Annotated in this window: 20 protein-coding genes and 1 tRNA gene; 14 read left to right on the top strand and 7 right to left on the bottom strand. The window is 73.7% G+C overall.

Annotated features, from left to right (window positions below; all coding sequences use genetic code 11):
- Window positions 1-40: 40 nt before the first annotated feature.
- Both dcd and ACSMHG_RS16970 read right to left on the bottom strand, forming a co-directional pair.
- On the bottom strand, window positions 41-616 hold the full coding sequence (gene dcd, locus ACSMHG_RS16975; protein WP_435747271.1) for a dCTP deaminase: 576 nt from the start codon (window positions 614-616) through the stop codon (window positions 41-43).
- 35 nt (window positions 617-651) lie between these two features.
- Window positions 652-1,602, bottom strand: coding sequence for a hypothetical protein (locus tag ACSMHG_RS16970; RefSeq protein WP_435747269.1), 951 nt, complete (start codon window positions 1,600-1,602; stop codon window positions 652-654).
- A gap of 120 nt (window positions 1,603-1,722) precedes the next feature.
- Between ACSMHG_RS16970 and ACSMHG_RS16965 the strand changes: the two genes are divergently transcribed.
- The 5 genes from ACSMHG_RS16965 to ACSMHG_RS16945 all read left to right on the top strand — a co-directional run bounded on the left by ACSMHG_RS16965 (window position 1,723) and on the right by ACSMHG_RS16945 (window position 5,843).
- Window positions 1,723-2,499: an SGNH/GDSL hydrolase family protein gene (locus tag ACSMHG_RS16965; protein ID WP_435747267.1), complete on the top strand. Its 777-nt coding sequence runs from the start codon at window positions 1,723-1,725 to the stop codon at window positions 2,497-2,499.
- Between the two features lie 28 nt (window positions 2,500-2,527).
- Window positions 2,528-2,603 (top strand) — tRNA-Gly (locus tag ACSMHG_RS16960).
- 162 nt (window positions 2,604-2,765) lie between these two features.
- Complete coding sequence (locus ACSMHG_RS16955; protein ID WP_435747265.1) at window positions 2,766-3,986, top strand: C39 family peptidase; 1,221 nt, start codon at window positions 2,766-2,768, stop codon at window positions 3,984-3,986.
- 1 nt (window position 3,987) lies between these two features.
- Complete coding sequence (locus tag ACSMHG_RS16950; RefSeq protein ID WP_435747263.1) at window positions 3,988-5,097, top strand: hypothetical protein; 1,110 nt, start codon at window positions 3,988-3,990, stop codon at window positions 5,095-5,097.
- Between the two features lie 101 nt (window positions 5,098-5,198).
- Complete coding sequence (locus tag ACSMHG_RS16945; protein WP_435747261.1) at window positions 5,199-5,843, top strand: DUF2461 domain-containing protein; 645 nt, start codon at window positions 5,199-5,201, stop codon at window positions 5,841-5,843.
- 15 nt (window positions 5,844-5,858) lie between these two features.
- On the opposite strand, the gene ACSMHG_RS16940 is transcribed toward ACSMHG_RS16945, so the two are convergent.
- Window positions 5,859-6,308, bottom strand: coding sequence for a nuclear transport factor 2 family protein (locus tag ACSMHG_RS16940; protein WP_435747259.1), 450 nt, complete (start codon window positions 6,306-6,308; stop codon window positions 5,859-5,861).
- A 125-nt stretch (window positions 6,309-6,433) separates the two neighbouring features.
- Here ACSMHG_RS16940 and ACSMHG_RS16935 point away from each other — a divergent pair, with 125 nt between their 5' ends.
- Entirely contained in the window at window positions 6,434-7,210 is a 777-nt protein-coding gene (locus tag ACSMHG_RS16935; RefSeq protein WP_435747257.1) for a hypothetical protein, read from the top strand.
- On the opposite strand, the gene ACSMHG_RS16930 is transcribed toward ACSMHG_RS16935, so the two are convergent.
- Complete coding sequence (locus ACSMHG_RS16930; RefSeq protein ID WP_435747255.1) at window positions 7,172-7,630, bottom strand: RrF2 family transcriptional regulator; 459 nt, start codon at window positions 7,628-7,630, stop codon at window positions 7,172-7,174. The two genes, ACSMHG_RS16935 and ACSMHG_RS16930, sit on opposite strands and share 39 nt — an antisense overlap.
- A 252-nt stretch (window positions 7,631-7,882) precedes the next feature.
- Here ACSMHG_RS16930 and ACSMHG_RS16925 point away from each other — a divergent pair, with 252 nt between their 5' ends.
- Window positions 7,883-9,754 (top strand): acyl-CoA dehydrogenase, encoded by a 1,872-nt coding sequence (locus ACSMHG_RS16925; protein WP_435747253.1) that lies wholly within the window; start codon window positions 7,883-7,885, stop codon window positions 9,752-9,754.
- Window positions 9,755-9,830: 76 nt separating this feature from the next.
- Here the strand turns inward: ACSMHG_RS16925 and ACSMHG_RS16920 are convergent, their stop codons facing one another.
- Window positions 9,831-10,709, bottom strand: a complete 879-nt coding sequence (locus tag ACSMHG_RS16920; protein ID WP_435747251.1) for a LysR family transcriptional regulator ArgP — start codon at window positions 10,707-10,709, stop codon at window positions 9,831-9,833.
- A 90-nt stretch (window positions 10,710-10,799) separates the two neighbouring features.
- Here ACSMHG_RS16920 and ACSMHG_RS16915 point away from each other — a divergent pair, with 90 nt between their 5' ends.
- On the top strand, window positions 10,800-11,405 hold the full coding sequence (locus ACSMHG_RS16915; RefSeq protein WP_435747249.1) for a LysE/ArgO family amino acid transporter: 606 nt from the start codon (window positions 10,800-10,802) through the stop codon (window positions 11,403-11,405).
- A gap of 3 nt (window positions 11,406-11,408) precedes the next feature.
- Here ACSMHG_RS16915 and ACSMHG_RS16910 read toward each other — a convergent pair whose 3' ends face one another.
- Window positions 11,409-13,235, bottom strand: coding sequence for an NHL domain-containing thioredoxin family protein (locus ACSMHG_RS16910; protein ID WP_435747247.1), 1,827 nt, complete (start codon window positions 13,233-13,235; stop codon window positions 11,409-11,411).
- A gap of 204 nt (window positions 13,236-13,439) precedes the next feature.
- Here ACSMHG_RS16910 and ACSMHG_RS16905 point away from each other — a divergent pair, with 204 nt between their 5' ends.
- From ACSMHG_RS16905 to ACSMHG_RS16880, 6 genes are all read left to right on the top strand, one after another.
- Complete coding sequence (locus tag ACSMHG_RS16905) at window positions 13,440-14,375, top strand: hypothetical protein (RefSeq protein ID WP_435747245.1); 936 nt, start codon at window positions 13,440-13,442, stop codon at window positions 14,373-14,375.
- 113 nt (window positions 14,376-14,488) lie between these two features.
- Window positions 14,489-14,854, top strand: coding sequence for a hypothetical protein (locus tag ACSMHG_RS16900; RefSeq protein ID WP_435747243.1), 366 nt, complete (start codon window positions 14,489-14,491; stop codon window positions 14,852-14,854).
- Window positions 14,855-14,916: 62 nt separating this feature from the next.
- On the top strand, window positions 14,917-16,677 hold the full coding sequence (locus ACSMHG_RS16895) for a SpoIIE family protein phosphatase (RefSeq protein ID WP_435747241.1): 1,761 nt from the start codon (window positions 14,917-14,919) through the stop codon (window positions 16,675-16,677).
- 60 nt (window positions 16,678-16,737) lie between these two features.
- Window positions 16,738-16,914 carry a hypothetical protein gene (locus ACSMHG_RS16890; protein WP_435747239.1) on the top strand — a complete coding sequence of 59 codons (177 nt, stop codon included), beginning with the start codon at window positions 16,738-16,740 and terminating at the stop codon, window positions 16,912-16,914.
- 34 nt (window positions 16,915-16,948) lie between these two features.
- A complete protein-coding gene (locus ACSMHG_RS16885; RefSeq protein ID WP_435747237.1) occupies window positions 16,949-17,800 on the top strand; it encodes a maleylpyruvate isomerase family mycothiol-dependent enzyme in 852 nt (283 codons plus the stop codon).
- Window positions 17,797-18,735, top strand: a complete 939-nt coding sequence (locus tag ACSMHG_RS16880; protein WP_435747235.1) for an oxidoreductase — start codon at window positions 17,797-17,799, stop codon at window positions 18,733-18,735. Before ACSMHG_RS16885 ends, ACSMHG_RS16880 begins: the two co-directional genes overlap by 4 nt.
- A gap of 13 nt (window positions 18,736-18,748) precedes the next feature.
- On the opposite strand, the gene ACSMHG_RS16875 is transcribed toward ACSMHG_RS16880, so the two are convergent.
- Window positions 18,749-18,863, bottom strand: a 115-nt coding sequence (locus tag ACSMHG_RS16875; protein WP_435747305.1) for an integrase core domain-containing protein, incomplete at its 5' end; no start/stop codon positions are given.

The following is an 18,863-nucleotide window of genomic DNA, read 5'->3' as shown; positions in this document are numbered from 1 at the left end:
GGTTCACCTAACTGAGGGTGACCTTACCTCCCCCGCGGCGTCAGATCGAGGTGCGGTGGAAGCGCTGGAACGATCGCGACGGCGTCGGGCCGCGCTGCCCCTGGTAGCGCGAGCCGTACTTCTCCGACCCGTACGGGTGCGCGGAGGGCGAGGAGAGCCGGAAGAAGCAGAACTGACCGATCTTCATCCCCGGGTAGAGCTTGATCGGCAGGGTCGCGACGTTCGCCAGCTCCAGGGTCACGTGGCCGGAGAAGCCGGGGTCGACGAAGCCGGCGGTCGCGTGGGTGAGCAGGCCCAGCCGGCCGAGCGAGGACTTGCCCTCGACACGGGCGGCGATGTCGTCGGGCAGGGTCACGACCTCGTACGTCGAGCCGAGCACGAACTCGCCCGGGTGCAGGATGAACGGCTCGTCGCCGTCCGGCTCGATCATCCGGGTCAGGTCGGACTGGTCCGCCGCCGGGTCGATGTGGGGGTACTTGTGGTTCTCGAAGACCCGGAAGTACCGGTCGAGGCGCACGTCGATGCTCGACGGCTGCATCATCGCCGGGTCGAACGGGTCCAGCGCGACGCGCCCGGCGTCCAGCTCGGCGAGGATGTCGCGGTCTGAGAGCAGCACGCGCCTCAACCTACCGGCCGCGCCGGCCCCAGCCTTCAGGATCCGGGTGTCGGGACCAGCATGACCGCTGGCACCGGCGCCTCCTCGGGCACCACGAGCACCGGCATGCCGGCCGCCTCGGCCAGCTCCGCCTGGAGGGCGGAGCGGTCCTCGAGGGGCGGCTCCATCCCGACCACGATCCCCGACCCGTCGGCACAGGCGGAGGCCGACGTCCACGCATGGTCGCGCCCGGACCGGCGCAGCCAGGACCTCAGCCGGTGCTGGGCGGCGTCCACGTCGGCCTGGGAGTACGGCACCGGCTCGACCACCACTCGCACCCCGTCGGGTCGGATCCCCGCCAGCGCCTCGACCTCGGCCGGGACGGGGGCCTTCCACTGGACGAGCACCGCGCCGGCGGCGTGCCACAGGGCGAGCCCTGCGTCGCCCGCGAGGCCCCGGGTCTTCCGCCGGAGCTCGCGAACCACGGGGTCGAGCCGCCATTGGACCACCTGGCGCGCCTGCGCCGCGGCGTCGAGCCCCACGTCCACGCCGCTCGGGTCCCACTCGCTGACGTGTGCCACCCCGAGCCGACGCAGCTCGCGAGCGCGCTCGTCGGCCTCGTCGACGGTGTGGTCGGCGTCGCCGTCGGGGTCGTCGACCAGCGCGACGACCCCGAGGGCCGTGGTCGCGACGTGTCGCACCCAGGTCCAACCGCGGGCCTCGACCGCCTCCACGATCTCCTGCTGCTCCGCTTCGTCCGGGAGAGGGGGCTCTCCGGTGAAGACCTTGCTCGCCCGGGCACACGCGAAGTCCTCGAGGGTGGAAGGCGGCAGGTCAGCCGCCGAGGAGCCGGCCACCGCGGCGTCGCGCGGGTTCGCGCCGTTCCCCGTGCCCGTCGCACCCACCACGAGGGCCACCCCGGCGGTCACCCCGACGACCGCCACGACGGCGACGGCGATCGCTGTGGTCGTCCGCCGAGAAGCCGATCCCCGTCGAGCGTCGGTCATCGCCACTCCTCGTCCCGACGGGTGGGTCACCCGCCTCCAGGGCTCGGACGCTCCGGCGCCCACCGAGGTTCCAGACCTCCCGGAGACAGCACCAGCACGAGCGACCGGCACGATGGCCCCATGGGCTTCCACCGCTACGTCGCGCTCGGCGACTCCTTCACCGAGGGGGTCGGCGACCCCGACCCGAGCCGCCCCAACGGCCTGCGCGGCTGGGCCGACCGGGTCGCCGCCGTGCTGGCGGCGAGGGAGCCGGACTTCGGCTACGCCAACCTCGCCATCCGCGGCCGCAAGCTGCTGCCGATCCTCGCCGAGCAGGTCGACCCCGCCGTCGCCCTCGAGCCGGACCTGGTCACCATCTACGCCGGCGCCAACGACATCCTGCGGCCCAAGGTCGACCTCGACGCCCTCGCCGCGTCGTACGACGAGGGGCTGGCGCGGCTCGCGGCCACCGGCGCCCGGCTGCTGGTGTGGACGGCCTTCGACCCGGGCGGCTCCGCGACGTACCGCCTGCTCCGGGGCCGGTTCGCGCTCTACAACGAGCTGGTTCGCGAGGCCGCCGACCGGCACGGGGCGACCGTGGTGGACTTCTGGCGGCTCAAGGAGTACCGCGACTGGCGCTACTGGGACGACGACCGGATGCACATGGGTCCCGCCGGCCACCAGCGGATGGCGATCGAGGTGCTCGACCTGCTGGGCGTCGAGCACGACCTCCAGCCGCTCCCGCTGCGGGAGCTGCCGGTGGTGAGCCGTCGCGAGCAGGCCCGCACCCACGCCGAGTGGCTGCGCACCTCCGCCGCCCCGTGGGTGCACCGACGGCTGACCGGCCGGTCCTCCGGAGACGGGTTGTCGCCGCGTTACCCGGCCCTCTCCCCCGTGCACGACCACGGACTGGGGTAGCATTCCGGCCGCCGGGCCTCCCCGGCGTGCGGATGTAGCTCAGTTGGTAGAGCGCGACCTTCCCAAGGTCGATGTCGCGAGTTCGAGTCTCGTCATCCGCTCCAGTCCTCCCGACCGTCGCGCCACTCCGCCCGATGCCGATGTCGATGCCGCGAGCTCAGGCGCTGCAGGAGTGACGGCTGCGACCAGTGGGAGACTTGACTAGACCAGTGGCGGGTGGGGACGCTGTGCCGTCCGGCCTTCTTCCCCTGCCCGCCCGGAGCGTCATGCCCACCGCTCGCCCGTCCCGCCCCCGCACGGTCGCGCTCGTCGGCCTCGCCGTCCTGCTCGCCGCCGCCCCCTTCGTCCCGCACGGCGGCGACCGGCCCGACGGCGCCCTGACGCCGACGACCCGCACCGAGGAGGCGGTCCCGGCCGCCACCGCCGGCACCGGCCGCGTCACCCCGGAGCTGGCGGCCGAGATCGAGCGGGTCGTCGCAGCCGGACGCGGCATCTCGACCGGGCAGGGCGCCGCGCCGCGGCGTACGGCGCGGGCAGCCGCCGACCTGGTGCGCTGCGCCGACCTCGAGGGCCAGCGCTACTGCCTCGGCCTGGGCTGGACGAGCGCCGGCGAGCAGGAGGTCCGTGCGCGGGCCGCGGCCGCTGCCCGGCGGAGCACCGCCGGCCGCAGCCGCGCCGTCGAGCGCACCGGCGACCTCGACTCGGCCGCCCTGCTGGCCCGACGCGCGGCGATGACCCCCGCCGAGCGCGCTCGCGACGAGCGCCGGGAGCTCACCATGGCCGCCCGCTCGGTCGCCAAGGTGTGGCTGCTGCGTCACGAGGTCGAGGGCACTCCCCTGCCGGCGGGGTTCCTCGAGCGGCACCCCGAGGCGCGCACCGCCGCCCCGGCGACCGCCCGCCGCAGCAAGACCCAGGCCGACTACCCCCGCCGCCGCGTCATCCTCGACACCGACCAGGTGGCGGAGCAGAAGCGGACCTACTGGTGCGGCCCGGCGACCATGCAGATGATCGCCTGGGGCTGGAAGGACAAGGACCGCGGGCAGCGCCACTGGGCCGACAAGCTCGGCACCACGTCGCAGGGCACCTCGATCACGGACCTGGTCCGCGTCGTCAACGACCACACCGGCTGGGACCGCCGCCGGTACGCCGGCCCCTACGTCGTGCTCGACGTCTCCGACTACGGGTTCAACCGGTGGATGCGGCTGCAGATGCGCCACCTGGTCGACTACCGGGCGCCGGTGGTCCTCCACCCGCTGCTGCACCGGCGCTACTTCCCGTACCTCGACGACGACGCGTCCGGCCACTTCCAGGTCGGTCGCGGCTACAGCAAGCGCGGGCCGAAGCCGACGGCCATCAGCTTCTTCGAGCCGTGGAACCAGCAGCGCTTCGACCCCTCGGAGCCCTTCATCAAGCGGGTCCAGTGGCGCACGGCGTACAAGAGCTACCGCGCCAACCTGGCGCACCCCCACCAGAACATCGGGGTCTGACATGGCGCCGTACGCCGCCCGGCTGGCGTGGGCGGCCGCGCTCGCCGCGGCGCTCCCCGCCCTCGGCGCCTGCTCCGACGAGGCTGGGGAGCCTGTCGGCAGGCGCACCGCCGACGCCACCGCCGACGCCACCGCCGACCCCTCCGGCGCACCCACGCAGAGCGCCCCCGCGGCGGACGAGCTCGACTGGCAGCCGCTCCCCGGCTCGGTGCGCGACACGGTCACCACCAACGGCACCTGGACCCTGACCGTGCCCGAGGACGGCAGTCGCGCGACGCTGACCGGACCGGACGGGGCGACGACCACGCAGGCGCGGGCGCGCGAGCGGGTCTCCGACGCCTTCCTCGACGACGAGCGCGCCGTCGTGGTGCTCCAGGACCGGCAGGAGTCGCGCCCGGCGCGCGCCGTCGTCACCGAGCTCGGGACGCGCGAGGAGTGGGTGCTCGACGGCGGGTCACCGGTGCCCACCACCACCGGCGGCACCTGGGCCATGGGCGCGGGCACGCTCGTCCACGCGACCGTGACCGACGCGGGTCGCTACTGCCTGGCCTCGGTCGACCTCGCGGCCCGGACCTCCGAGCGCGGCTGGTGCGCGCCGGCGCGGCACGGGTTCAACGGCGCACGGGTGACGGCCGCCGGCACGACGCTGATGACCTTCGACGACTCCCGCCCCTCGTGCCGCACCGTCGCCGAGGTGCGCGGGACACGCCTCGCGCCGTTCGAGGACGCCGAGCCCTGCAAGGCCTGGGACGCGGTGCTCCCGGCCGAGGGCGTGCGGGCCTGGTCGGTCGTGCCGCAGGAGGGGAGGGTCGAGTCCGCCCTCTTCCGTGGCCGCAGGTCCGACGGACAGGTCACCGACCTCGGCCCCGGCTCCTCGGGCACGCTCGTGGGCTGCGGCGGGGCGGCGTGGTTCGTGCGAGACCCCGTCCGCGACGGCGAGCCGGCGCGGCTGATGCGCTGGACGCCCGAGGAGGGTCTCACGGTCGCCTATGAGACGGCCGGCTCGCCGGCGTTCCTGGCCCCGCCCCGCTGCGGCGGCTCCACCCTCAACGTCACCGCGCTCAGCGAGGGCGGCGACGAGCAGGTCTTCGCCACTCTCGGAGCACGATGAATCGCCCCGCCGGCGTCACCTCAGCAGGCGTGGGCCGTTGTGCCCGCCATGGGGCAGCGGCGTGGCAGCGGTGCGCCGCTGCCCCGACCTAGGCTGACCACGTGACCGACACCCCGCCGTTCACCGGCATCCCCGTCGCCGCGCTGGACTTCTACGACGACCTCGAGGTCGACAACACGCGCTCGTTCTGGGAGAAGCACAAGGACACCTACCTCACCCAGGTGCGCCGCCCGGTGGAGGCGCTGTGCGCCGCCCTCGAGCCCGAGTTCGGGGCCGCGAAGATCTTCCGCCCCCAGCGCGACGTCCGGTTCGCCAAGGACAAGACGCCCTACAAGACCCACCAGGGCGCGTTCGTCCGCGCCGCGGAGTCGACCGGGTGGTACGTCGAGGTCTCGCCGCGGGGCGTCCGCACCGGCGGCGGCTTCTACGAGGCGAGCGCCGGCCGGCTCGCGGCGTACCGCGGTGCCGTCGACCACGACGAGCTGGGCCCGGAGCTCGAGGCGATCGTCGCCGCCCTGGAGGCGGCCGGCTGGGAGCGCGGGGGCGACCGCCTCAAGACCTCGCCGCGCGGGTACGACGCCGACCACCCTCGGATCGACCTGCTGCGCCACCGCTCGTTGAGCCTCGGCCGGATGATCGGGTTCGAGCCGGTGGTCCACACCCCCGAGCTGGTCGAGGTGGTGCGCGAGGACTGGCGCGCCGTGCGGCCGCTGGTGGACTGGGTCGCCCGGCACACCAGCGTCTGAGCCCCGGGCGGACCGTCAGGAGGCGGCGGTGAAGCTCGCCATCGTGCGTTCGGGCTCCCAGTAGGCACGCATCGAGGCGACCCGGCCGTCCTCGTCGACGACGTACACCATCACCAGCTCGGTGGTGGTGTGGCTGCCGTCGGGGAACGAGGTGCGGATCCGCCCGACGTTGGCGCAGGTGTTGCCGTTGGCCATCGACTGCTCGATCGTGAACTCGAAGCGGTGGATCGGCGCGATCGCTCGCTCCCAGAACGCCGAGATGCCGGCGTGGCCGTGGTGGCCCCGACCCTCGGGGTCGAACATCGACGGTCCGACCGGGTCCTCGAGCACGGCGTCCTCGGCGTAGACCGTCAGCCACTCCTGCAGGTCGCCCTTGGCGACTGCGGAGTAGGACCGCTGGGAGGCAGCGCGGGCCGGGTGCGGGTCGTTCGGCGCGTTCCAGACGATGGCGTCGGAGGTGATCATCCCGGCATCGTAGGACTGAGGTGGAACAGGTTCTAGTGAGACGACCGGCGCAGGTCGGGCGACCTTCACCGGCCGTTCACGACGAGTACGGCGCACGGTCCCCCGCACTGCTCACCGTGAGTGACATGGCCCGACCCACGGCGTACCTCCACATCGGCCTCACCGACAGCGGCTCGGCCTCCCTCGGCCACGCCCTCGACCTGCACCGCACGGCGCTCCTGGGGTGCGGCGTGCGACCGCTGGCGACCGCGGAGACCTCCTTCCGCGCCGCGGTGGAGCTGGGCTGGCAGCACCGGGCCTGGGGCTACCAGCGATCCGAGGTGGAGGGCACCTGGGCCGAGGCGTGCCGCCGGGCCCGTCGCAGTGGCCGCGACACCCGCGCGGTCGTCGTCTCCCAGCCGCAGCTCGCCGGGCTGCTGCGCCACCAGGCGGCGCTGGCCGTGGACCAGTTGACCGGCTTCCGCACGCACCTGGTGGTCACCGTCGCGGCGCCGCAGGGGCAGCCCGGAGCCGGGAGCGCCCCCGACCTGGTCGAGGTGCTGGACCGGTGGCGCCCGGCCATCGGCGACCCGGGCCGGATCCACGTGCTGGTCGCACCGCGCGTCGACCGGCGCAGAGCGCTCTGGACGAGCTTCTGCGAACTCCTCGACGTCGACGCCCGGCGGCTGCCGCTGCGGGTCGCCCGCCGCGAGCTCCACCCGCCGGCCGTCCCCACCTCCGTCGAGGAGCACGGCCGGCTCACCCGGACCGCGCTCGGCTGGATCGGGGCGCTCACCACGTCCGGCTACGACGTGCGCGGCGACGTGTCGGAGCTGCTGCCCGCCGGCATGCCGGCCGGCGTCCCGACCGCGAGCAGCACCAGGTCAGTGGGGCTGCCAGGCGTCCTCGTCGGCCGTCCGTGAGGTGACGGCGCGCGGGAGCCGGCCGTCGGCCAGCTGCTGGATCGAGGTGGCCTCGAAGACGTCGCGGAGCGATCGGCGCGCGGCGATCCACACGTGCTGCAGCACCTCGGCCGACTGGTTGTAACTCACCGCCTCGGGCCGCAGCCCGTAGACCGAGACCAGCGGCCCGTCGACCGCCCGGATGACGTCGGCGACCGACACCTCCTCGGCCGGCCGGGCCAGCCGCCACCCGCCGGACTGACCGCGCTGCGACATCACCACGCCGGCCCGCCGCAGGTCGGCGAGGATCGCCTGGAGGAAGCCGTGCGGGATCTCCTGGAGTCGTCCGAGCTCCTCGGCGCTGACCGGCTTGCCGTCCGCCCGCTGCGCCATCTCGATCAACGCCCGCAGGGCGTAGTCGGACTTGGCGGAGACGCGCATGGCTCCAGTCTGTCAGAGGCGCTGGTCGAGACCGCTGGCCCTCCGCAGCGCCCGTGCCCCGACACGTTCGCCACTGTTCCTGCACGTCGCAGCGTCCAGGATGCAGCGGGGAGCGTCGCGTTGCACCGCGGGTCGGCCGCCCCCGCTTGCGCCGCCGCAAGCCCCGGCTTACCATTAAGTTACTGGTCAGTAGAGCCTGCGCTCTCGTCCTCGCGGCCAGCCCGAACCCGCCCCACACACGAAGGTGGATCAGTGAGCCACTACAAGAGCAACCTCCGCGACATCGAGTTCAACCTCTTCGAGGTGCTGGGCCGTGACGAGGTCCTCGGCCAGGGTCCCTTCGCCGAGGTCGACGGCGAGACGGCCCGCGCGATCCTCGCCGAGGTCGACCGCCTGGCACGCGAGGACCTGGCGGCGTCGTTCGAGGACAGCGACCGCAACCCGCCGGTCTTCGACCCGGCCACGCACACCGCGCCGATGCCGGAGTCGTTCAAGAAGAGCTACCAGGCCTGGATGGACGCGGAGTACTGGCGCCTCCAGATCCGCGAGGAGCTCGGCGGCACGCCGGCCCCGTCGTCGCTGAACTGGGCGATCGGCGAGATGGTGCTCGGCGCCAACGCGCCGATCCACATGTACGCCGCCGGCGCGCCGTTCGCGGGCGTGGTCTACGACAACGGCAACGACCGCGACAAGCGGGTCGCCCAGATCATGGTCGAGCGCCAGTGGGGCTGCACCATGGTGCTGACCGAGCCCGACGCGGGCTCCGACGTCGGCGCCGGGCGCACCAAGGCCGTCCCGAACGAGGACGGCTCGTGGAACATCACCGGCGTCAAGCGCTTCATCACCAGCGCCACGCACGACATGAGCGAGAACATCATGCACCTGGTGCTCGCGCGGCCCGAGGGCGTCGAGGGCGCCGGCGGCCCGGGCACCAAGGGGCTCTCGCTGTTCTGGATGCCCGAGCACCACTTCGACCACGAGACCGGCGAGCTCACCGGTGAGCGCAACGGCGTCTACGTCACCAATGTCGAGCACAAGATGGGCATCAAGGTCTCCAACACCTGCGAGGTCACCTTCGGCGACCCGCAGGTCGGCGGTGGGGAGCCGGCCAAGGGCTGGCTGCTCGGCGAGGTCCACGACGGCATCGCGCAGATGTTCCAGGTCATCGAGAACGCCCGGATGATGGTGGGCACCAAGGCCATCGCCACGCTCTCGACCGGCTACCTCAACGCGCTGGAGTACGCCAAGGAGCGCGTCCAGGGCGCGGACCTCACCCAGGCCGCCGACAAGACCGCCCCGCGGGTGACCATCACCCACCATCCCGACGTCCGCCGGTCGCTGATGACGCAGAAGTCGTTCTCCGAGGCGATGCGCGCGCTGGTGCTCTACACCGCCAGCTGGCAGGACAAGGTGATGGTCGCCGAGCACGAGGGCACCCAGGACACCGACGAGACGAAGCTCGCCGAGGCGGTCAACGACCTGCTGCTCCCGATCGTCAAGGGCTACGGCTCCGAGCGCTCGTGGGTGCTGCTGGGCACCGAGTCGCTGCAGACCTTCGGCGGCTCCGGCTTCCTGCAGGAGTACCCGATCGAGCAGTACGTCCGCGACGCGAAGATCGACACCCTCTACGAGGGCACCACGGCGATCCAGGGCCAGGACTTCTTCTTCCGCAAGATCGTCAAGGACCAGGGCCGCGCGCTCGGGCACCTCGCCGGCGAGATCCAGGCGTTCATCGACAGCGAGGCCGGCAACGGTCGGCTCAAGAACGAGCGCCAGCTGCTCGCGACCGCCCTCGAGGACGCCAACGCCCTCGTCGGGCACCTCATCAACGACCTGATGTCGGCGCAGGAGGAGGTCCGCAACATCTACAAGGTGGGCCTCAACACCACGCGCCTGCTGATGGTCCTCGGTGACGTGGTCTGCGCCTGGCTGCTGCTGCGCCAGGCCGAGGTGGCGCTGGAGAAGCTCGGCGGCGAGCCGGGCAAGGACCAGGCCTTCTACGAGGGCAAGGTCGCGGCCGCGCAGTTCTTCGCGCAGACCAACCTGCCGCGGATCAGCGCCGAGCGCGCCATCGCCGAGGCGACCGACCTGTCGCTGATGGACCTCGACGAGTCGGCCTTCTGACGCACGCCTGAGACAGCCCGCACGCCCCCGGCCTCCTCGTGAGGCCGGGGGCGTCGTCGTCCCGCGGGCGCCCGGCTCAGCGGCGGAGCACGGCCGTCGCCGCGCGACGTACGTCGTCGGTCAGGGCGTCGAGCAGCACCGACCGCAGCCGCCAGCGCTGCCAGTGCAGCGGTACGTCGAGGTGGTGGCGCCGGTCGAGGACCACCAGCCGGCCCGCCTCCACGTCGGGCAGCAGCTGCGGCTCGGGCAGCGCTCCCCAGCCGAGGCCGAGGCGCACCGCCTCGTGGAAGTCCGCCGACGTCGGCACCCGGTGCACGACGGGTGGCAGCCCGCGGCCCCGTGCGGCGAGCAGCTCGTGCTGGAGGGCGTCCTCGTCGTCGAAGACCACCACGGGCATCCGGGCCCAGTCCACGCCCCGACCGCGTCGCCACCGGTCGGCGAGGTCGGGGGCGGCGGCCGGCACGTAGCGCAGGGTGCCGAGCCGCTCGACCGAGCAGCCCTGGACCGCCAGCGGGTCGCTGGTCACGGCGGCCAGCACGCTGCCGCTGCGCAGCAGGTCGGCCGACCACGCCTGGTCCCTGACGTGCAGGCGCAGGGCGACGTCGTTCCGGTCGGCGACCGCCCCGACGACGCCGCGGAACCAAGTCGCCAACGAGTCGGCGTTCACCGCCACCGACAGCTCGGTGACGCCCGCCTCCCGGTCGCCGAGCTCCCGGCGGGCCTCGGCGTGCAGCAGCGTCGTCTGGCGCGCGAGGCGGAGCAGCGCCTCACCGGCGGGCGTGGGCCGGGCCGGGACGGAGCGGCGGACCACCACCTGGCCGACCTCCGACTCCAGGGCACGGATCCGCTGGCTCACCGCACTCGGGGTGACGTGCAGGTGCCGTGCCGCCGCGTCGAAGGTGCCGTGGTCGGCGATCGCGGTGAGCGCCAGCAGCCACGCCTGGTCGAGGTGCACCACCCCACCCTAGGCGCCTCTTAAGCGCTGCTACAGGATCTGCAGGATCATTCGCTGGTCTGCGCGCGGCGACGGCCGTAGCGTCGGCCCGTGCTCGCCAGCCTCCTCGCCGGGACCGCCACCGGACTCGCCCTCATCGTCGCGATCGGCGCGCAGAACGCCTACGTGCTGCGCCAGGGCCTGGCGCGCGACCACGTCGGCCTGGTCGTCGCGATCTGCGCCCTCTCCGACGTCGTGCTCATCGCCGCCGGGGTGGCCGGGATCGGGACGGTCGTCGAGCAGGCGCCGTGGGCGATCGACGTGGTCCGGTGGCTCGGCGTCGCCTTCCTGACCTGGTACGGCGTCTCGTCGCTGCTCCGGGCCCGCCGGCCCGACGCGCTGGCGGCGAGCGGCGGGCCGCGGCTCTCGCGCCGGTCCGCGGCGCTGCGGGCCCTCGCGCTCACCTGGCTCAATCCGCACGTCTACCTGGACACGGTGCTGCTCCTCGGCTCGGTCGCGAGCACGCACGGGTCCCCGGGCCGGTGGTGGTTCGCCGTGGGCGCGTGCGGGGCCAGCCTGCTCTGGTTCGGCGCGCTCGGGTACGGCGCCCGGCTCGTGGCAGGCCTGCTCTCCAGCGCGCGGGCGTGGCAGGTGCTCGACGTGCTCATCGGGCTGACCATGCTGGCCATCGCCGTCGGCCTGGCGACCGGCGGCTGACCGCTACCCGGCGCCACCCAGGGGCAGCACCAGCCGCGGCTCGGCCCCGTCGGCGATCCGCACCGGCACGCCCCAGTCCTGCTGGTGCATCCGGCACGCCGCGCCCTCCCCGCCCTCGGCATCGCAGGACGCGGCCCGCGCGGCGACGTGCAGCACGCCCTCCCCCACGTGGGGGTCCAGGACGATCCGGCGCACGAGGTCGGTGCCGCGCCCGCCGCCCTCGCGGATCAGCGCGGGCGGCGTGGCCTCGACGAGCAGCTGGGAGGGCGGCCCGAACCGGTCGTCGACCTTCTGGCCCGGCGGCGGGGTGAACGACACGACCAGCTCGAGACCGGCGGGCACCTCGGTCACCGGTCGCTGGGTGGTGTGCGCGAAGCCGTCGGTGCGGGTGGCGGCGCCGCCGAGCGGCAGCCGGGTGAGCCGGTGGGCGCCGGACTCCACGACGACCAGCTGCGCCGGGTCGGCCGACTCGTCGACGTACGCCGCGCTCGGCTCGGCGAGGTCGGTGGCGAGGGTGGTCACCTCCCCCGTGACCCGGTCCAGCCGCCGCACGGCCCCGTTGTAGGTGTCGCACACGGCGATCGAACCGTCGGGCAGCACGGTCACGCCCAACGGGTGCTGCAGGAGCGCCTGCTCGGCCGGGCCGTCGCGGAAGCCGAAGTCGAAGAGCCCCGAGCCCACCGCCGTGTGGACCTGCCCGTCCGCCACCCAGCGCACCGACGACGTCTCGCTGTCGACCAGCCACAGCCGGTCGCCCGCTCGTCCTGAGCCTGTCGAAGGGTCCGGGGCCAGCCGCGAGGTCTGTGCGAACCACGCCTCGTCGAGCGGACCGTCGAGCAGCCCCTCGTTGGTGGTGCCCGCCGCCACCTCGACCGCGCCGGTGCGCGGGTCGAAGGTCCACAGCTGGTGGATGCCGGCCATCGCCACCCAGACCCGGTCCTGCCACCACGCGACGTCCCAGGGGCTGGAGAGCCGGCCGGTGCCGTCGCCCTCTGGCATCCCTTGGGTTGAGGAGCCGAGGGACGAGGCGTCTCGAAACCACTGGGTGCCGTCGCCGGCGAGCACCCGCGTCGTGCCGGTGGCCAGGTCGATGCCCTGCAGCCGGTGGCCGACGGTGTCGGCGACGACCACGTCGTACCCGACCTCCGCGGCGAGGTCCGCCGGCAGCAGGCAAAGGCCGTTGGGCTCGCGGAAGCCGCCGAACCGGCGCAGCACCTCGCCGTCCCCGCCGAGCTCCACGACCTCGTCGTGCCCGGCGTCGGCCACGAGCACCCGGCCGTCGGCGAGGGGGACGGCCGAGGCCGGGAAGCGGAGGTCGGTGGGCTCCACGACCGGCGGCACGTACGGCGAGTCGCCGGGCTGGAGCGTCCCCTTCTGCCGGTGCTCCTCGACCAGCTCGGCGAGGAGCGCCTCGATCGCGTGCGCGTGCCCCTCGCCGGCGTACTGCGCGACGACGTAGCCCTCCGGGTCGACGAGCACGAGCGTCGGCCACGCGCGCGCGGTGTAGGCCTGCCAGGTGACGAGGTCCGGGTCGTCGAGGACCGGGTGGGTCACCGAGTACCGCTCGACGGCCCCGCGCAACGCGTCCGGGTCGGCCTCGTGGACGAACTTCGGGGAGTGCACGCCGACGACGACGAGCTCCTCGGCGTACTGCTCCTCGACCGGCTTGAGCTCGTCGAGGACGTGGAGGCAGTTGATGCAGCAGAACGTCCAGAAGTCCAGCAACGTGAAGCGACCTCGGAGGTCGGACAGGGAGAGGTCCCGCCCTCCCGTGTTGAGCCAGCCCCGACCTCGCAGCTCCGGGGCGCGCACCTTCGGTCTCCGAGTCACGAGGTACAAGTCTGCCAGCGCCATGGCGGTGACTCCCCGTGCGTGCGCACCCTCGAGGCCGGTCGGCACCGCCGGGGCTGCACCGGAGGCGTCCGCCGCAGCGTCACCGCCGGTTAAGTTCCGGACATTCCGCGCCGGCCTCGACCTCAGGGGTCCCATCCTGTTGCTCCCCTCCCGAGCATCAACACCCCTGCAGGAGCGACCATGTCCGCTTTCCACCGCCCGAGGCTCACCGCGTCACTGACCGGGGTGGCCTTCGCCCTCTCGACCGCAGCGCTCACGGCGCTTCCCGCCGAGGCCGCGTCCCGCGACCGGGACGGCGACGGCATGCCGAACCGTTGGGAAGCCAAGCACGGCCTCGACCCCCACCGCGCCGACGCCCGCGGCGACCTCGACAAGGACGGCCTCGCCAACCGTGTCGAGCACCGCAGGTCGACCGCTCCTGACGACGAGGACACCGACGACGACGGCCACGACGACGGCGACGAGGTCAAGGACGGCCTCAAGTCGACCGACCCGAAGGACAGCGACACCGACGACGACGGTGTCGAGGACGGCGACGAGGACGCCGACCAGGACGGGATCGACAACGAGGACGAGGACGACCCGAAGGAGAACTGCCTCAAGGACGACGACGACGCCGACGGCGACGACGTCTCCGACGAGGACGAGAACGACTTCGGCTACCGCGTGGGCGACGACGACACCGACGACGACGGGCTCGAGGACGGCGAGGAGGACCACGACCGCGACGGCGAGGCCGACGAGGACGAGGACGACGACGACCGCGACAAGTGCGCCGAGGTCGACGAGGACGTCGATGACCTGCTGGGCATCATCGCCTCCTACGACTCGACGACGGGGAACCTCGTCGTCCACACCCGTGCGGTCGGCGAGCTCTCCTTCGTCGTCACCTCCGAGACGGAGATCGAGGTCGAGGGCTCCGACGAGGACGGGTCGACCGCGGACCTGGAGCCCGGCATGAACGTGCTCGAGGCCGAGGTCGCCGAGCACGAGGACGACGAGTGCGAGCAGGAGTGGGAGTACGACGACGGCGAGTGGGTCCACGAGTCCGAGGGCGACTGCGACTCCGCCGGCGGCCCGCTGGTGCTCGAGGAGATCGAGCTCCAGCGCCCCTGATCCCGACCCGAGCCGCTCGGACCACCAGGACCTCCGGGAGTCCCGGCAGCACGTACCGGCGCGCGCACCCTCGGGCCTTTACCTACGACGTACCGGTCTGCCAGCGTGGGCCCATGACGTCGGACCGCGGGATCCTCCTCGAGTACCTCCTCCCCCTCCTCGCGGAGACGGCGATCGCACTGGCCGTGCTGCTCGTCGGCATCCGGGCGCTGCGAGCCGGCCACCGGTGGGGCGGGTGGGCCGCGGTCGGGGGCGCCCTGTGGAGCCTGGTCCTGGCGGTCTACCTGCTCGACTACGTCCTGGTGGAGACCGGCACCGACAACCTCGGCTACCGCCTCCACGAGTGGAACCTGGTCCTCCCCCTGCGGTGGCTGCGCCTGGCCGGCCTGGCGCTGCTGGTCCCGGCGCTCTGGCTCGCTCACGGCGCCACGGACGCGACGCGGGCGAAGGTCGAGCACGACCAGCACGCGCCCCGCTGAGCCACGGCGTCGCCGGCGACACCAGTGCCCTAGGCTCTCCCGCTGGGAGAGGGAGCACGACGATGGACACGGGAGGCGCGAGCAGCGCGGCGGGGGCGGACGCGTCCTTCGACCGCTATGCCCGGATGGTTCGGCGCGCCCTCGGCGTACCGGTGGCCCTGGTGTCGCTCGTCGAGCCGGACCGGCAGGTCTTCCCCGGCGCGGTCGGGCTCCCGGCGGAGTACCAGGCCAGTCGCCAGACACCGCTCTCCCACTCCTTCTGCCAGCACGTCGTCGCCGCGTCCGCGCCGCTCGTCGTCGCCGACGCCCGACTCGACGAGCGGGTGCGGGACAACCCGGCCATCCCCGACCTCGGGGTCGTCGCGTACGCCGGGTGGCCGATCACCGACCACACCGGCGCGGTCGTCGGCTCGCTCTGCGCGATCGACGGCGAGCCGCGCCCCTGGTCGGCGGAGGAGCTCGACAGCCTCGCCGACCTGGCCGCTGCCTGCTCGAGCGAGCTGGCGCAGCGCCGGCTCCGCGACCTGGCCCTCGAGGGCGAGCAGGAGGCGCAGGACCTGGCGCACCGCAGCCGGGTCCTCCTCGCGCTGAGCGAGACGCTGGCCGACGCCGAGTCGCTCGCCGACATCGCCGGCGCCGTCCAGCGGGTGGCGCTGGAGCAGCTGGGCTGCCTGCAGGCCGGCATGTGGCTGTGCCATCCCGGCCACCCCCGCCACCCCGCACCGCGGTCGACGACCGTCGGCGCTTCGGACGTGCTGGCCTTCGTCGAGCCGACCGACGCCGTCCCGTGGGAGTCCGCCGCCCGCCACGCGGCCCTGGGCATCGACCGCACCAACCCGGTCGGCGAGGCGATCCTCGACGGCGAGCCGGTCTTCTTCCCCTCCGCGGCGGCCCAGAACGCCCGCTGGCCGCACCTCGACACCAGCGCCCAGATCGGGGAGGCGCGGCTCTTCCTGCCGCTGCGCGTGCGCGGACGCGTCGTGGGCACCCTCGTGCTCGTCTGGGCCGCGGTGCGCGAGCTCACCAGCGGCGACCTGGCCACCTTCCAGGCCCTGGGTTCCTACGCCGCCCAGGCCGTGGTGCGAGGTCACCTCGTCCAGCAGCGCCAGGACGACCTGATGACCCTGCAGGACGCGCTGCTCTCCCGGCTGCCGGAGCCGGACGGCCTGCAGCTCGCGGCCCGCTACCGCCCGGCCACGGCACGGCAGCAGGTCGGCGGCGACTGGTACGACGCGGTCGTCATGCCCGGCGGCGCGACCGCCCTGATGATCGGTGACGTGGTCGGCCACGACATCGCCGCGGCGGCCGTCATGGGTGAGCTGCGCACCATGCTCCGCGCCATCGCCTGGGCGGTCGACGACACCCCCTCGGCCAACGTCGCCCGGCTCGACCACGCGGTGCACGACCTGGGCGTCGACGCGATGGCCAGCCTCGTCTACGCCCGTTTCGAGCACGACGACGACGGCCGCCCGATGCTGCGGTGGACCAACGCCGGCCACCCGCCGCCGCTGGTGATCCACCCCGACGGCACCCGCCGCTGGCTGGAGACCGAGGGTCCCGACCTGATGCTGGGAGTCTCCCCCCACCACAGCCGCGGCGACCACCGGACGGTGGTGCCGCCGGGCTCGACGGTGCTGCTCTACACCGACGGACTGGTGGAGCGTCGCGGCGAGGACATCCTCGAGGGGCTCGACCGGTTGGCCGTCTCCGCCGGGCGGCACCACGGTCTCCCGGTCGAGAAGTTCGTCGACGCGGTCCTGACCGACCTGGCCGGCGACGCCGCCGACGACGTCGCCGTGCTCGGCGCCCGCGTCCTGCACTGAGCCACCTGTCCTGGCCGCCGGGATGGGTTGACGCCACCCGCCCCTGGGCACCGGCAGCCCATGACGCACAACCCGCACGAGCAACCGCACGAGCAGCCGCACGACCAGCCCTCGACCAACCAGCCCCTCGGCGGGCCGCCGCGCAAGCGCACACCGGCCGTGGTCGCGGTCATCGGCCTGGTGCTCGCCGTGCTGGCGATCTTCGCGATCTACACGCTGGTCCGGTACAACACCTGACCCGCTGTCCGCCGACCCCGCTAGTGTCCCGCCCGTGGACGAACGACGCGACGGCACGGGTGACGACCGCGAGCGGCTCGCGGGCTACGTCGAGGTCTGGTGGGAGGCCGTCCACGACTTCACGCACCTGCTCGAGAAGGTCCCCGACGAGCAGTGGTCGACGCCGACGGACCTCGCGGGCTGGGACGTCCGGGCCGTCGCGGCCCACGTCGCGCACCTCGAGAAGGTGCTGGCCACCGGCGTCGAGGAGACCACCCAGGAGCCGATACGGCTCGGCGAGCCGGCCCACGTGACCAGCATGATGGGCTGCTACACCGAGATCGGGCCCGCCAACCGGCGTACGGCGACGCCCGACCAGCTGATCATGGAGATCCGCGAGGCGGCCACCGCACGGCACACGGCGCTGCTCGCGGACCCGCCCACCGACGGCGCTGCCCACCCGGAGCGGGTCTTCGGCGGCGTCCCGTGGACCTGGGAGAAGATGCTGCGCAACCGCCCCCTCGACGTGTGGATGCACGAGCAGGACGTCCGGCGCGCGGTCGACATGCCCGGCGGGATGGACAGCCGCGCCGCGCAGCACACCGCCGACTACCTCGCCGAGTCGCTGGGGTACGTGCTGGCCAAGCGGCTCGGCGCCGCCCCCGGCACCAGCCTCGTGCTCGAGCTCGAGGGCAGCGCGCCGGTGGCCTTCGCCGTGGACGACAAGGGGCGCGGCGAGCAGCTGGCCGAGCTCCCCACCGACCCGACGGTGGCCCTGGCGATGGACCGGGAGACGTTCGTGGTGCTCGCCGGCGGCCGGCGCCGGGCGCCCGAGGGGGCGGTCCGCATCCGGGGCGACCAGGTCCTCGGCGCGCGGGTCGTCGAGCAGATGGCGACGACGCCGTGAGCGCCGCCACCGACCAGTGGACGTTGGCCGACATCCCCGACCAGGCGGGCCGCACGGTCGTCGTGACCGGCACCAGCATCGGCGGCCTCGGCCACCACACCGCGCTCGAGCTGGCCCGGCGCGGCGCGCGGGTCGTCCTCGCCGGCCGCACCCAGGCGAAGCTCGACGAGACCGAGCGCGCGATCCACGAGGAGGTGCCGGCCGCCGAGCTCGAGAAGCTCGTGGTCGACCTCGCCGACCTCGGGTCGGTGCGCCGCGGAGCGGCCGAGGCGGCCGGGCTCGGTCCGATCGACGTGCTGGTCAACAACGCCGGCGTGATGGGCACGCCGTACCAGCGCACGGCCGACGGCCTCGAGATGCAGATGGCCACCAACCACTTCGGCCCGTTCCTGCTGACCGGGCTGCTGCTGCCGCAGCTGAGCCAGAGCCGGGCCGCCCGGGTGGTGGCGGTCGCCTCGCAGTTCCACCGGTACGCGAGGACGGCGCCGCTGGGCGACCCGCGCAGCCAGCAGGGGCGCTACCGCCGCTGGCCGACGTACGGCCAGACGAAGCTGGCCAACCTGCTGTTCACCTACGAGCTCGACCGGCGGCTGCGCCGTGCCGAGCTGCCGGTCAGCGCGCTCGCCGCGCACCCGGGATTCGCCGGCACCCACCTCGCCGCGAACGGGCAGTACGGCCGCTCCTCGGGCGGCGTGGCGACCATCCTGGACGCGGCCATCCGAGGGGTTTCCCAGTCGGCCGCCATGGGGGCCCAGCCGACGCTGATGGCGGCGACCGCGGACCTTCCGGGCGCGACGTACTGCGGCCCCGGCGGGCTGCAGGAGATGTCGGGGCCGCCACGCGTGGTGCGCAGCAACCGGCTCTCCCACGACGAGGAGGCCCAGCGGCGGCTGTGGGAGATCAGCGAGGACGTCACCGGGATCCGCTACCCCTAGCTGTATTCGGCCATCAGGTTGGTATCAGGCGGCTGATCGGTGGGTGTCCGCCGAGTGCGCTGTGGCGGCGTTGAGTGTTGTAGTGCTTCAGCCAGGGCGCAAGAGCGGCCGCTCGGGCCTCGTTGCTG

This window comes from Nocardioides ureilyticus (assembly GCF_051280745.1).
Taxonomy (GTDB): domain Bacteria; phylum Actinomycetota; class Actinomycetes; order Propionibacteriales; family Nocardioidaceae; genus Nocardioides.
Note: the sequence above shows the minus strand (reverse complement) of the source record. Positions and strands in the feature narration are given on the sequence as shown.